The following is a 15421-nucleotide window of genomic DNA, read 5'->3' as shown; positions in this document are numbered from 1 at the left end:
CTATCGCCTTCTTCTTTTTTTATATTTCAACAGCATATCCACCATCTAAAAAGTACAGATAGCGATGCTGCACAGGTTGTTTTACAATCCGCTCAATGGCCTTTGCGTAAAGCTCTAACTGAATGCGGTATCTGTCAATTAAAAATGGTTTTGCTCGTTCAAAATCCCCTTGAAAACGATCCGAAATGTTATCGGTTTTAAAATCAAGTAAAACGAGGCCTTCTTCCGTTTCATACAAACAATCAATAATACCTTGCACTAAAATTGTTTCGTCTTCCTGCTCCCAATGATCATAGATTTCTTTAGCGGAGACACCTAAACTAAAAGGCATCTCTCTATAAACCGTGCGAGCCGTTCGAATACCTTGTGCAATGTCACTGTCTAAAAAGTCTGCTACATCATTTGCATCAACAGCATCCGCTTGTTCTTGCGTCAATAATTCTTTGGTAACCATTGATTGAATAAAGTCTTGAACCATTTCAAGGGTATAAGCTTTATTTAATGGAAGCTGCTGCATAACGGCATGTGTAGCTGTTCCTCTTTCAGCTCCTGTCAGAGATTTCTCTTGAAGAAACAGCGGACGATTTTCAAGAGGTGCTTTAGATCCCCGAACGAGATCGTCGCTTCCACCTGCGTCCGTCAGCTGCTGCTGTCTTTTTAGTTCAGAAACAGATTGCTTCGAACGATGAACGGAAGCTACACGATAATCATAAGACCAATTTAAGCGTCTATACACTTCGTCTTTATAATCGCTCGATTCTGAAACTAACTCATGCTTTTGAAGAGCGTTTAAAAGCTCTTCATGATGCTGCTGCTCTTCAAGAGGCTGTTCGGCTAAATCACCTGCTAATAACGTTGAAAGTTTCCAGCTTGAAGCATGCTGATGAATCATCTCAGCCGGCTGGACCTCTCCTTCAACCATGTGACTAACATTTTGGTGACGAATTAAAGAAGGTCCAATCCAGTCTAAATAACATTTTGCATCTCTTCTCACGTGAGCTGGAAGCGTCCAATCTTCATGTGCCATAACGGAGCTCCATTGTCTGAGCTTTTCTGTTGCATCTTTTACTGTTCCAACTAAAATAAGTTTTTCTTTCGCACGCGTCAAAGCTACGTATAATACCCGCATTTCCTCTGCCATGCTTTCTTTTTTCATTTTTTTCTTCATGGTCTGCTGAAGAAGAGTAGGGTACGTAATACGCAGTTTTGGATCAATATATTTAGATCCAAAACCTAGTTCTTTATCGAGTAAATATGCTTTATTCAAGTCCATTAAGTTAAACTGACGAGCAAGACCAGCTACAAAAACAACAGGAAACTCAAGACCTTTACTGCTGTGGATCGTCATCAAACGCACCACATCTTCTTGTTCTCCCAGTGCTCGAGCAGCTCCTAAATCGTTCCCTCGGTCCTGCATGCGTTCAATAAAGCGTAAAAATCGAAACAGACCTCTAAATGAAGTTGCCTCGTACTGGCGAGCGCGATCGTAAAGAGCACGTAAATTGGCTTGACGCTGTTTCCCGCCAGGAAGTCCGCCAACAAATTCAAAGAAACCCGTATCGCGGTAAATTTGCCATACCAGTTCTGACAAAGAGCTTTGTCTAGCTTGTGTTCTCCATGCTTTTAACTGCTCATAGAAATACTTTACTTTATCGCGAAGTTCTTCATCATCTGAAACCGCTAAGTACGTTTTTAACGCATCGTAATACGTTCCTTTCTTTTGCTCTGCTCTCAGTGTAGCTAACTCTTCATCTGAAAGCCCTACTACCGGTGAGCGAAGAACAGAAGCTAACGGAATGTCTTGATGTGGGTTATCTACTACTTTTAATAAAGACATCATAATCATCACTTCAGTAGCATCAAAATAACCTGTTGATAAATCGGCATAAATGGGCACGCCTTCTTGCTTAAATTCATCCATAATCTGCGCAGCCCAAGGCATGGAACGAAGCAAAATAACAAAGTCACGATACGTCACATTTCTCATGATATCGAGCTTGCGATCATATATTTGAAAGCGGTTTTGAACGAGTTCTTTGATTTTACGCGCCATTGCTCTTGCCTCTAACTGAGCCGTTTCAAGCTCTGCTTCTGAAAAAGCGACGAGAGAAGAATCCGATTCTTCTTCCCCTCCTTCTTCTGCATTTTCTTTTGCAATGAGCAGAAGCTCCGTTTCCATTCCTTCCACTTTTGGATACGATGCTCCTAATTTTAAAGAAGCATCATCGTCATATGCAATTTCTCCTACTTCTTCATCCATCAGCTGATTAAAAATGAAGTTTGTAGCATCAAGCACTTGAGAACGACTACGGAAGTTTTTATTCAAATCGATACGTTTTCCGAACTGGCGACCATCTTGTGTAAAGCGCTTGTACTTTGTTAAAAACAAAAATGGCTCCGCTAAACGAAAGCGGTAAATGGATTGTTTTACATCTCCAACCATAAATAAATTCCCTTGTTCTTCACTATCTCTCGTCACTAATTTAATCAGTGTTTCTTGAACCATATTTGTATCTTGATATTCGTCAACAAGCACCTCTTCAAACTGAGTACGATATTTTTGGGCAATGGACGAAGGCTTAAGCACTCCATCTTCTTTTACACTCAAGATTTGCAGGCAATAATGTTCTAAATCAGAAAAGTCCACTAACCCTTTCTCTTTTTTCATATTTTCATATCGTTCACCGAAGCGCTGAACTAAAAAGATTAGCGTTTCAATAACGGGTTTCATTTTCTCAAAATCAGCCATGTAGCCGTGCAAAGGCCTAGAAAACAAATCAGCATGAAGTTTTTCAAGACTTGTTTTAGCTTTTTTGCGAAGCTCTCCGAAACCATCTAAAAGCTGCGAGTCGTATGCTTCTCCTTTACATGGCTTTAAACGAGTAAAATTCAAATTCTGCATTTCCTCATGCAAATCAGCAAAAGAATGCTTAGAAGCGCTGATCAGCCGATGAATTTGAGCCAGGTCTTCCTCTGCATTAACGGCGCGAGGAGCAGGCCCTCCTGGCAGCTTTGTTAACTCTAAGCCCTGTTTTAAAATCGACTCAATGCCCATCAGCTGCGTTGTTACTTCTTGTAAAAGAAAAGATAGAAACGGAAGTGAATCAATAGAAGATTCTTCTGTCACATCATATTGACTCACGATCATTTCAAGCCAGCCGTTTGGGTCAGGGTTAGATCTTGCAAAGTCATACAGCTTTCTTACCATAAGCTGAATATCTAAGTCATTTCTGTCACTTGTATAACGATCAATTAAATCAAAGAATCGCTCGTTCTGTTCAATACTGTACTGTTCTTCAAACAATTCTTCTAATACTTCTTCACGCAGAAGATCCGCTTCCGTATCATCTGCAATCCGAAAACCAGGGTCTACATCGATCAAATAATAATACGTTCGAATGACTTCTAAACAAAAAGAATGGAGCGTAGAAATCGACGCACGGTTTAATAAATTAAGCTGTCTGCGCAAGTGCAAAGAAGATGGATTCTTTTTTAACTCTTTTTCCAATGCTTCTCCAATTCGATTTCTCATTTCGGCTGCAGAAGCATTTGTAAACGTAGCAACGAGTAATCTATCAACATCGATTGGCTCATCACCCATTGTAATCTTTTTAATAATACGTTCGACTAAAACCGCTGTTTTTCCTGAGCCAGCCGCCGCGGCTACTAATATATCTTGACCGGATGAAACAATGGCGTTCCACTGATCATCCGTCCACTGGGAGTCGGCCGGTTTTACGTGTATATCTTCACTCATCTCGTTTGGCCTCCTCTCGAATTTTATCTAAAATAACACTTTGACTCTCTGTACTAAGCTGACGATATTCGTTGTTTTCCATTGATTCATCGAACTGACAAATTGAGCGGTATTCACAAAACGCACATGGTGTTTTATCTTTTAGTTTATAAGGCGAAATATCAATTTTCCCATTTGTAATCTCTGTACCTGCCTCCACAAATTTACCTCGCACATACTGACGGAGATGTGTAAAATCTTCTTCGCTCGCAACCGAAGAATTAGAATAAAAGCCCCCTGTCTTTTTAATGCCAGCTGATATAACCTGTGAGTGTCCTGATTCTAACGTTTCGTCCATTAACCTTACTGCTTCCTCGTCTCCTAAAAGCAGTCCTTTCATTTTAAACTTCTTAAAGATTTCAGCTTCAATTTGATCAGGCTGTAATGCTTTAGTACTGTTGATCATTGGATTATGAACGTGGAAATAAAGAACGCCAGCAGGCAATGCTCCTCTATTATCATGAAGAAGCTGTTCAGCATACGTCACAACTATGTCTAAGTAAGCTAAAATTTGAAGAGATAAACCGTAGTACACTTCCACTAGGTTTAATGCTTTATCGCTTGATTTATAGTCGACAATACGCAGTAAAAGTCCTTTTGAGCTTTCCGCTTTATCTACCCTGTCAATTCGTCCAACGAGTTCCATCGTATGGCCATTTGGCAGTGTGAACTGCATAGAAGGCAGCTCTGCACTAGGTCCAAATCCAAGCTCCAATCCAACAGGAACAAAGCCGCTCATCTTAGCGTGCTCACTTAACACAAGCGACGCACGTTCAATAATTTGCTGCAGCTTATGTGTTAAATAGTGGTGGCGATTCGAGCTCAATAAAATCTCATTTTGCAAGCGCGGAGCAAGTTCATGCACTGCAGCCGTAGAAAGCTGCTGACAGTCTTTTCTCGTTAAGTTCTTCCATTCTTTTTGACCGCCGCGAAGTTCGTCTGAAATCATTTTCAACGCCGCGTGAAATAACTCGCCTATGTCAGGAGCCGCCAATTTGAAAACTTTTCGTTCTTTAAGCTTGAGCCCGTGAGAAGCAAAATGCGCATATGGACAGGCTTCAAATTTTTCCATTCTTGATACGCTTGCTTGAATATGCTTTCCATACAGACGCTGACTCGTTTTCTTTGTTAACCGTTTTGCTTCATTTTTATAAAATAAGCTGCTTAGTACTTTCCCACTGTATGAGTTCCAATCTGGATTTTCCACATAAAAATTATACACATCCCACCAAGTGGAACTCATCGGATAATGGCGTTTCCATCCTTGCAGCTGGCTGGCTAAATGCGCGATGCTCGTTAAAGGATTTGTGATATAATCAACTTGCTTTTCTTCTTCTAAATCTGTAGGTTCCGTCATTAACAGCTTTTCCTGCAGGAGCGGAAATAGCTCTTTTACTCGATTAATAACGAGTGAAGGCAGCAGGGTCTTCCCTTCCTCATTGGCAAGAGGATACGAAACATAAAGTTTTTCCGAAGAGCTGGAAAGTGCTAAATAAATGAGAAATTGTTCGTCAAACAGCTTTTGTTTTCCGGTTGGCGCAAGTAATAAACCTGATTCAAGCAGCTGCTCTCTCTCCTTCTCAGATAACAGGCCATCGCTTTTTGGTTTAGCTGGAATCACACCGTCATTTACACCTAACACAAAGCTTGCTTTGATATCGGATAAACGCGAACGCTCAAAACTTGCCACAACCACTTGATCCAGTGCAGGCGGAACAAGTGCAAACTGCATGCTGTCAAGCCCTGTCTCAAATAGATCTGCGAACAAAGAAATCGATACTTTCTCTTCTCCCATCATTTCAACAAACTGATCAAATAAGTGAAGAATTGCTTTCCATACCTGCTCGTGCTCTCTGGCTTCCTGAAGCTTTCCTTCTTCTTCACATCGATTGCGCAGCGCTTCTATCTTTTGTGGAATATCTAAATTCGTTAAAAAACGATAGAGCGCTTCTGCTTTTTCTTTTCCTATTTTCCCTTGTTTTAATTTTTGCTGAAGCGAATAAATAGGAGGAACAATCATATTTTTTAATTCATTTATTTTTTGCTCAAAAGCAAGCTCTTCGTCCGTTTTCCCAAGGTTCATGTCTTCAAGTGAACGATATTTTCTGTAGGTAAATGGTTCCTTGCTCGTCCACTTAGATCCTTGAATACCGTAAGCAAGTACATAGTTTTCTAATTCATCCATCTCTTCGCGAAGCTGGTGCACATCAGATGACAAAGGAAATAAAAGATCTGTTTTCACTGCTCGAAAGATGGTTTCATATCGCCATGACCCGCTTACCACTTCTAAGACTGAGCGAATAAATTCAACGAGTGGATGGTGAAACATCGCTCGCTTTTGGTCAATAAAGTACGGAATTTCATAATCTTGAAAAATGGTTTGAAGCAAGTCATGGTAGTCTTCTGCATTTCTAACAATCAAGGCAATATCACGATAGCGATAGCCGCGATCGCGCACAAGTGAAAGCACTTCTCTTGCAATCCCTTCAACTTCTGCTCTTCGGCTAACAGCCGGCAGAAGCTGAATGTTCTCGGGCTCTGACTGAAATTCCGGCGTTGGCCGTTCATCATAATATCGTTCTAAATAGGCAAGCTCTGGACTGTTTTGATGTCTTTTTTGTTCGTTAAATACGATTGGCTCTTGAATCTCTATCCCGTTTTCAGCCGCAAGGCCCATTAGTTCTTGGTACGTTTCGCTCGTTAATCGAAACAAGTGCAAGTCATTTGGAATAAAATCTTGATATGAATAATCAGAAGTCACCGCTATTTTTACTTCTCTACAAACTTTCATCAGCTCTACTAATACGGTTAATTCTTGAGGAGTATAGTGATGAAATCCATCCACATAAATTGTTGCTTGAGTAAGGTAGGCAGAAGACGCTACTTTTTCACTCAGCAGCTTCAAATAATCTTCCCCATCTACATATTTCGTCATCAGCTGTTTTTCTAATTCTCCGTAAATGAGATGTAAATCATGTAATTTATCAGCAAGAACTTTCTCATCTTCTGCTTGAAGCTTTTTCTTCATCTCTTCGAGAGACGGGGCATCTACTGTGTACTGTTTAAATTCTTTAACCATTTTTTCTAGTTCTTCAATAAACCCTGCTTGTTCTGAAGAATTCGCAAACAGTCGAAGCTCTTCTTTTTGATGTTCGATAATTTTTTTAAGCATCATATGAATACCTGTTTGATCCACATGATAGCGGCTAATACCTCCCACTTCTTGCAGGATACGCCATGCAAGACGTGTAAAACTATAAACTTGAGCACGCATCATGCCTTCTAACCCAGGTGTTTGAACAAGCGCATACTCCGACTGAAATGTCATCTGTTCAGGTACAATATAAATAAGTGGATGCCCAAGCGGAGCATTTAACAGCTCTTGGCGCATGCTATTTAAAAGATATTCCGTTTTCCCGCTTCCTGAACGTCCTAATAAAAACTGTAGCCCCACGTTTTCACCCCTTCATTTTTTTCTCTATGTTTTCATTTGTTTAAGTACAAAATGGATAAACGCCACGTAAACACGTGACGCAGTCGTCAAAATTTTATAGTGATCATCATCTAAATCTCTCTATCTCTCTCCTTATTATTTTACTGAACTTGCAGACAAAATTCCACTTTGCCGATATGTGAAATGCTGGATGCAACAAAAAAACTTTTCAGTAGTCAAAAGACCGCTGAAAAGTTTTAGAAAAGCGAATTATTTTCTACTTTTACATCATGATTCCACCATCTACATGAAGTGTTGTACCGTTAATATAGTTGGACTCATCAGATGCTAAATACAGATAAGCATAACCAATGTCAGAAGGCTGACCTAATCTTTGTAAAGGAATAGTGGATTTCATTTGATCAATGATTTTGTCTGGCATCGCCTTCACCATATCTGTCTCAATAAACCCAGGAGCTACAGCGTTTACATTAATCCCTTTTCGTCCAAGCTCTTTAGCCCATGTTTTTGTCATTCCTACTACGCCTGCCTTTGTCGCCGCATAGTTTGTTTGACCAACATTTCCATATACGCCAGATACCGAAGATGTGCTAATAATTTTCCCTTTACCTTGAGCAATCATATGCGGTACCACTGCTTGTGTACAGTGAAAAACGCCTGTAAGGTTTACGTTGATTACTGCTTGAAAATTTTCAACTGATAATTTGGTTAGCATTCCATCTCTGGTGATACCTGCATTGTTAATTAAAATATCTATTTTAGAGTAGTGTTTCACTACTTCTTCTACCATTGCATCTACACTGTCTCGATCCGCTACGTTCACTTGAAAAAATGCTACATCTCCGCCTTCTTCTTTTAGCTGAGCTGCTCGTTCTTCTCCAGTTTTTGCATCGTAGTCAACCATAGCGACCTTTGCACCCTCTTGAGCGAATATTCGAGAAGCTTCGAACCCTAATCCATTTGCTGCACCCGTAATAATTGCCACTTTATCTTTTAATCTCATGTCACCCGCGCTATAAGACGCTTACTAACAACGATTAATCAGCAAGTCGCTTGAATCTTAGTAGCGCATTCCCCTCCTCAAAACGACGCCAAGCACGTCTTAATGATCATTCGGTGCTTTTCTAGTAATGATCCCTCTACTTACATCTTAGTAGCCAAGCTCAAAAATCATTCATATAATTTTTAAGAAAACGTTTTGAAATACATGAGGTGATAATACATGTTGAGAAAAAACATGTATATTTCTAGAAAACAAAGGGTTCATTACTTAGGTGCAACTAGGAATAGACGTCTAATTTATTCCCAGTTTTTTCTTTTACTTTAGCATATTTCTCACAATTGATAAACAAAAAACTTGTTCATTACTGGACAGATACTCTGTATATGCATTGTTCTGCCAACCGAATAAACAGACAAATAACTTCTTTAAGAAAAATTTTAAGATCCTTTCAAAAATGCTGTTGTATCCCTATAAGAAAAGGCTTTTCTATAGTTTACAATACCCCTTTTGGCTGTATGTATAACAAAAGACTGCCTATTAAAAAGCAGTCTTTCATCACTATTTGTTATATATAAACAAACTATTTGTCATACTGTTTCACTTTAGATTTTTCATTTAATCTTCGTTCAATTTGTTTTCCAACAAGCCATAGAACAAAAATGATGACTAAAACAAGTACTGCTTTTAGAGGCTGTTTCACAAATGAAACAAAATCGGCCCCAATAAAGCTCATCATAAATATCATCACCATTTTACCGGCTAATACAGCAAGCATAAACTGAGCCATACTAACACGTGATAGTCCTGCTACTACATTAATTGCCGAAGACGGGGTAAAAGGGAAACAAAGCATAATAAACAGCGGTCCGAACCCGTGTCTTTCTACCCAAATCATAATCTTTCGAATTTGCGCATGCCGGCTGATGAAATGTAAAAACCTCGCCTGTCCATATTTTCTAAAAATCAAAAAGACAAGCAGTGATCCAACGCAGCTGCCAACCCATGAAATTAAAAAACCTAACCATAAGCCAAAAGCAGCAGCATTGGCCATTACAAACGCAAAAAGCGGCAAGATGGGGATGAACGCTTCTAAAATAGGCAACAGCAGCCCTGGAATGATTCCAAATGATTGATATTGTTTTAATAACTCGAGGACGCCGTCTAATGTCAAATAATGCTTTAATGTTTCAAAATCCATCGAATGTTCTCCTTATTTAAACAACTGTGCTACTTTTCACTTATTGTACTACTTTCCTTTACCAAACAAAAGTTTTACAGCGTTTTACCTTTCCTGTTCTTTTACGTTTGCCATACAGCCTTTATTTGCACACACATTTTTGGTTGAACAGCCATGCACTTTTTACTGAGACTGTTTTAAATAACGTTTAAACCAGCTTGTTAGATATTTTAGTCTTGCCGTTCGTAAATTAGGCTTACCGCTTCTAGAAAGTTCATGATTAGACTGGGGAAAACGAATAAATTCTACTTCCTTGTCTTTTCTTTTCAGTGCCACATAAAGCTGTTCAGCTTGTTCAATTGGACATCTATAATCCTGTTCGCTATGCAAGATTAACAGCGGTGTTTTAACGTTCTCCGCTAAACGAAGCGGCGAGTGGTTCCAAAGTTTTTCCGGATTTTCATAAATATCAGCTTTTAATTCCCATTCGGTAAAATAATAGCCAATATCACTAACGCCGTAAAAACTTGTCCAATTTGAAATAGACCGTTGCGTTACCGCTGCTTTAAATCGATTTGTACTTCCTACAATCCAGTTTGTCATAAACCCTCCGTAGCTTCCTCCTGTTACGCCAAGCTTATCTTCATTAATATAAGAGTAGCGCTTAACTGCTTCGTCGGTCACTGCCATCAAATCCGTATAATCCATGCCTCCGTAATCCCCTCGAACCGCATCTGTAAATGCTTGACCATATCCTCTGCCGCCTCTTGGATTAGAAAAGAGGATATTGAACCCTTTTGATGCAAGTACTTGGAATTCAAACATAAATGTATGACCATACATAAGATGCGGACCTCCGTGAATTTCTAAAATGGTTGGAGATACATCATTGGTAGCAGCCGCTTTTACGACCCAACTGTGGATATGTATACCGTCCGTAGAAGTCGCGTAAAAAGATTTTGCTTCCGTTAACTGCACATGCTTTAAAAATGAATCATTAACGTTTGTCAGCTTCACTAATTCCTCTGTTTTTAAATTTAGAGAATAAAGATCTCCGGGATGTGTAAATGTACTGATTGCCACGATAGCTTCCTCACAATTTGGAAAAACAGATATCCCATATACGTGAGCATTATCCATAAATACAGGGTCTAACTTTCCATTCACATTTCCTTTATATATGCCTACAGACCCCTTTTCACTTACGACAAAATAAAATTCTTCATTACGGCCCCACATAATTCCCGCTGCGGTTCTTCCAAAGTGAAAATCTCCTGCTACCATATCTCCTACTTCTAAGTCTATGCCAGCAGTGATACAAGCTGTTTTTTGGTTAGAGATCTGATAAATGTATATGTCATTCATTGAAGCTGATCCATATGTACGTTCATTTCCAATGTATGCTATGTATGACCCATCCGGTGACCACGAAACTTGATGAAAATATCCTGTTTCTCCTGTAATAGATGTTACTTTTTTAGTATCGCGATGCAAAATAAACACGTCCATAGTTAATGATAAATCCGGATTCTCTCCTCGGCTGCTGCAAAATACAATTGAGTTTGTATCAGGGGACCAGCACCCAACAGAGTGATGATAAGGTCCATCCGTTAAAAACGTCACTTCTTTGTTTTTAAGTTTAACGACAGCAACTTGAGCATATTCACCTTTTAAATAACCGCTGGCATCGGATTTGTACAATAGACGCTCCACTTCGTAAGGCTGAGGATATTCATAATTTTGTTCAACTCTTACAGCTTTTTCTCCTACTTTTGTAGAAAACATAATTTCGTCACTATAAGGAGACCACACCGGATTACTAACGCCTTTTTCAAGATCTGTGAGTGCTTCTGCTTCTCCTCCTGCCACTGCTAATAGGTATAGCTGAACAGCTTGACTGCGATCGGATAAAAAAGCAATCCACTTGCCGTCCGGGGACCAGGCGGGAGAATGATTATTTCCTTTGTAGTACGTTAATTGCTTAGTTTCTTTCGTTTCAATATCTAGCATAAACAGCTGCGTTTCATACGCGTTCTCTATTTTCTTCGTTTCTCGAACCGTATAAACTACACTTTTTCCATCTGGAGAAATCTGAGGATTATAAACAGACTTCAATTCATACAAATCCTCTATCGTTACCGTACGCTTTTTTAAATGATTCAATTTCTTCGCCCCCAAGCACTCATTTTTAAACCAAATAGTCAATCGATAAAAACGAAAGTAGCGTTTCCCTCTTACTTTATCATTTCTAAAAATAAAAATCTAAAAATTTAGAAAATTAGTTGTTTTTTCTTCTTTTAATCTATATAATAATAAAAAGGGTGCAGAGGTGATGAGGTATGAACAATGAAAAATCGTACACGGAAATGATGAAGTCCCTCGCTCGCAAGAAAAAAATAATTGATACTGTGAGTATGTTGGATGTTTATATCGAAATGGTAATTGATGAATCGCTTTTTAAGCGTCAAAAAGAACTGTTAGAAACAAACATTAACACGGCATTAGATCAACGTGATGAAATTGCTTTCTATGAGCTATCAGCACAGTACCAATCCCTGCTTCAAACATCTACTTAATATTTTAAGAACTTAATTCATGTTAATGATTTATATGTACGTTTAACAGGCAGATCCTTTCTTCTCAGGAAGAACAGCTGTCTGTTAAATCGTGTTTACTACATAAAAAAAGATTCTTACACCTGTAAGAATCTTTTTTAGTAGAATCTTTCCTATGAGTGGACGTAACCGACCATTCCACTCATAGGTTTTTTTGTTATTTATGCGTCTGAAACTGCTCTTCTTCTGTGGAACCTTTTAAAGCTGTTGTAGAAGAAGTCCCACCAGAAACTACTTGTGCCACTTCATCAAAATAGCCCGTTCCTACTTCACGCTGATGTCTTGTAGCTGTATATCCATTTACTTCACTAGCAAACTCTCTTTCTTGTAACTCTGAATAAGCTGCCATTCCTCTTGTTTTATATCCTCGTGCCAGCTCAAACATGCTGTGGTTTAAAGCGTGGAAGCCAGCAAGCGTAACAAATTGGAACTTGTAGCCCATTGTTGCAATTTCTCTTTGGAATTTTTCAATCGTTTTCTTATCTAACTTTTTCTTCCAGTTGAAAGATGGTGAACAGTTATAAGCAAGCATTTTACCTGGGAATTTTTCATGAATAGCATCTGCAAATTTTTGTGCTTGTTCCAAGTTTGGTTCAGACGTCTCACACCATACTAGATCCGCATATGGCGCATATGCTAAGCCACGAGCAATAGCTTGATCGATTCCGGCTCTCGTGCGATAAAAACCTTCAGCAGTGCGTTCACCTGTAATAAACTGGCGATCTACAGGATCAACATCACTTGTAATTAAATCAGCGGCATCAGCATCGGTACGAGCAATCAGAAGTGTTGGAACACCCATTACATCAGCAGCTAAACGAGCAGCAATCAAATTTTTCACAGCGGTTTGAGTTGGAAGCAATACCTTGCCGCCGAGATGACCACACTTTTTCTCAGAGGATAATTGATCTTCAAAGTGTACGGCAGATGCTCCCGACTCAATCATTCCTTTCATGAGTTCAAATACGTTTAACTGTCCTCCAAACCCTGCTTCTGCATCTGCTACAATTGGAGCAAAGTAATCGATATCCCCTTCTCCTTCTAAATGCTGAATTTGATCGGCACGCTGCAGCGCTTGATTGATTCGTTTCACAACATGCGGCACGCTGTTTGCCGGGTATAAACTTTGATCAGGATACATGTTTCCTGAAAGATTTGCATCTGCAGCTACTTGCCATCCGCTTAAGTAAATTGCTTTTAACCCTGCTTTTACCTGTTGTACTGCTTGATTCCCTGTTAAAGCTCCTAAGGCATGAACGTATGGCTCTGTTTTTAATAAGTTCCAGAACTTTTCGGCTCCTCTTCTAGCAAGCGTATGTTCAATATCAATGGACCCTCTTAGCCCAATGACTTTTTCTGCAGAATATGGACGTTCAATTCCTTTCCAACGCTCATCGCTTTTCCAGTTCTCTTCAAGGTTTTTTACACGAATGTCTTTCATTCTTTATACCCCCTAATAAATTTAAAATTCTATATTCATAAAAATATAAAACGCAGCAGTTAGAATATGTCTGTTTCATGATGAAGTAAATTAGCAGCTTGCCATAATATGAGCAAGAACGTAGATGAAATAAGTAAGTAGTTGAAGGACATGTAGTAAGACTTAGCTGAGGTGAATATACGCTGAGAATTTAGACTGCTATCTTTTCAATCACAAATAACTATTCCTCCCTATTGTTATAAAACAGTTTTTATTTTACATACGTTATTATATAACAGGACTTTCGAAAATGAAACCTCCTTTTAGAATTTTTTTCCTACTCGCAAGGAGGCTTTTCTATTAATACCTACGTATAAAAGGCTTCATATATCCTTTACTTTTTCTTATATCACTTATTCATTTCTTTCATACTTCTCGACAAATGAAATTCTTTCCAGTATTGTTGGGTGACCATATCGGAAAATCTTCACTAAATACGGCGGATTTACCTGAGATAGTCCTGATTTCGTTAAGTCCTGAAACGTTTTAATAGCAGCTTGCTTATCTCCTGTTAGGTCCATAGCGTACGTGTCAGATTGAAGTTCATGATGACGCGACTGCATATTTGTTAACGGACTCACAGCAAATGTAAGAATAGAAAAAATAAGTAAAATAAGCGGTAAAGAATTTAAATCACTAATAGAAGTAATTTGTAATGCTTTCCCCCATCTCTTAATCACAAAGCTGGCTAAATGTTTCGTTAGCCATAAGCCTACGATCGATAAAACTAATGCTGAAGCAATCCCCACATAAATATGTTTCTTTACATAATGACCCATTTCATGCGCCATGATAAACAAAATTTCACGTTCCGTTAATTTATTAAGAGTGGTATCCCATAACACAATTCTTGAATTAGAACCTATTCCCGTCACATATGCATTAAGGGAGTTCGTTTTTTCAGACATGTTTACTTCATATACATGCTTAGCAGGTATATGAGCTTCGTCTGCTAAATGTAAAATTTTCGTCTCCAGCTCTTTATTCTTTAATGGATAAAAATCGTTATATAACGGATCGATAACCACCGGTTGAATAAACGTCAAAAATAGCGTAAATGGAATAGATACTAGCCACGCATACAGCCACCATCTTTTTGAAAACTTACGAATGAATGCATATAACACAGCAATCACTAAAAACATGGTCGCATAGTTTACCCAAAAATCTGTAAAAAGATCTTTCATCCATCCTTGGAAAGGTTGCGTCGTAATATGATAAGCCTTTGAAAGCTTATAGCTAATCCAGTCCATAGGGAAAGAATAGATCAGCAGCAGAACAGATAACCAAAATACATAAATAGCAGTTTGGAGAAGACTGAAACGGCTGACGTCTTTAGACCACTTATTAACTTTCTTAGACACACCTAACACTAAAATTAAGATAAACCCTAGCCACTCATATGGAATTCGGATAAAAAAGAGCGCATCTCTAATTTTTGAATATTTTTCGGTCAACATAAGTTCTCGTGCATTCATAAACGTAGCTGGGTCTACGCTGGTGCCTTTTAATGATTGTGGAATAGAGGTATCGCTTATATAGAATAAATACACCCAAATACACGCTCCATACACAAGAAAAACTCCGATGGACCACCAAAAAATTTTTTTCACGCATTCCCCTCCTTTTGTACAAACAGTATGCCGTTATTACTATTGTAGGTTTTTTTTCGAAATTTAGAACAAGCGTTTATAGATATGCTATAAGAAATGCAATTTGGGGCGAGGAAATCATAGAAAAACGGAAAATAGAGTTTAGACAAAAGAATAAACTCTGTTTTACAAACAAAAAAAGCAGTTTGCATATGCAAACTGCTTTTAAGATGACCCGTACGGGATTCGAACCCGTGTTACCGCCGTGAAAGGGCGGTGTCTTAACCGCTTGACCAACGGGCCA

Annotated in this window: 8 protein-coding genes and 1 tRNA gene; 1 reads left to right on the top strand and 8 read right to left on the bottom strand. The window is 38.8% G+C overall.

From position 1 onward, the window contains the following. Nucleotides 1-19: 19 nt before the first annotated feature. The 5 genes from addA to OK414_RS02955 all read right to left on the bottom strand — a co-directional run bounded on the left by addA (nt 20) and on the right by OK414_RS02955 (nt 11593). The gene (gene addA, locus OK414_RS02975) at nt 20-3757 is read right to left on the bottom strand and encodes a helicase-exonuclease AddAB subunit AddA (protein ID WP_263045746.1); all 3738 of its coding nucleotides are present in this window, start codon (nt 3755-3757) and stop codon (nt 20-22) included. Then, the gene (gene addB / locus OK414_RS02970; protein WP_034654447.1) at nt 3750-7250 is read right to left on the bottom strand and encodes a helicase-exonuclease AddAB subunit AddB; all 3501 of its coding nucleotides are present in this window, start codon (nt 7248-7250) and stop codon (nt 3750-3752) included. The genes addA and addB overlap by 8 nt, the downstream gene beginning before the upstream one ends. A gap of 262 nt (nt 7251-7512) precedes the next feature. Then, nucleotides 7513-8253 carry a 3-oxoacyl-ACP reductase FabG gene (gene fabG / locus OK414_RS02965; protein WP_013081702.1) on the bottom strand — a complete coding sequence of 247 codons (741 nt, stop codon included), beginning with the start codon at nt 8251-8253 and terminating at the stop codon, nt 7513-7515. 580 nt (nt 8254-8833) lie between these two features. After that, on the bottom strand, nt 8834-9451 hold the full coding sequence (locus OK414_RS02960) for a TVP38/TMEM64 family protein (protein WP_013081701.1): 618 nt from the start codon (nt 9449-9451) through the stop codon (nt 8834-8836). Nucleotides 9452-9613: 162 nt separating this feature from the next. Then, nucleotides 9614-11593: a S9 family peptidase gene (locus OK414_RS02955; RefSeq protein WP_095380164.1), complete on the bottom strand. Its 1980-nt coding sequence runs from the start codon at nt 11591-11593 to the stop codon at nt 9614-9616. Between the two features lie 176 nt (nt 11594-11769). Here OK414_RS02955 and OK414_RS02950 point away from each other — a divergent pair, with 176 nt between their 5' ends. Continuing rightward, complete coding sequence (locus OK414_RS02950; RefSeq protein WP_016762998.1) at nt 11770-12006, top strand: IDEAL domain-containing protein; 237 nt, start codon at nt 11770-11772, stop codon at nt 12004-12006. A gap of 196 nt (nt 12007-12202) precedes the next feature. Here the strand turns inward: OK414_RS02950 and aceA are convergent, their stop codons facing one another. The 3 genes from aceA to OK414_RS02935 form a co-directional block, all read right to left on the bottom strand. Beyond that, on the bottom strand, nt 12203-13486 hold the full coding sequence (gene aceA / locus OK414_RS02945) for an isocitrate lyase (protein ID WP_034654451.1): 1284 nt from the start codon (nt 13484-13486) through the stop codon (nt 12203-12205). 392 nt (nt 13487-13878) lie between these two features. Beyond that, complete coding sequence (locus OK414_RS02940) at nt 13879-15138, bottom strand: M48 family metallopeptidase (protein WP_263045747.1); 1260 nt, start codon at nt 15136-15138, stop codon at nt 13879-13881. A gap of 210 nt (nt 15139-15348) precedes the next feature. Beyond that, nucleotides 15349-15420 (bottom strand) — tRNA-Glu (locus OK414_RS02935). Nucleotide 15421 lies beyond the last annotated feature (1 nt).

It is taken from the genome of Priestia sp. JV24, from assembly GCF_025910025.1.
In the GTDB taxonomy this organism is placed as follows: Bacteria; Bacillota; Bacilli; order Bacillales; family Bacillaceae_H; genus Priestia; species Priestia megaterium.
The sequence above is the reverse complement of the archived record's forward strand: the minus strand, read 5'-3'. Positions and strand labels throughout refer to the sequence as shown.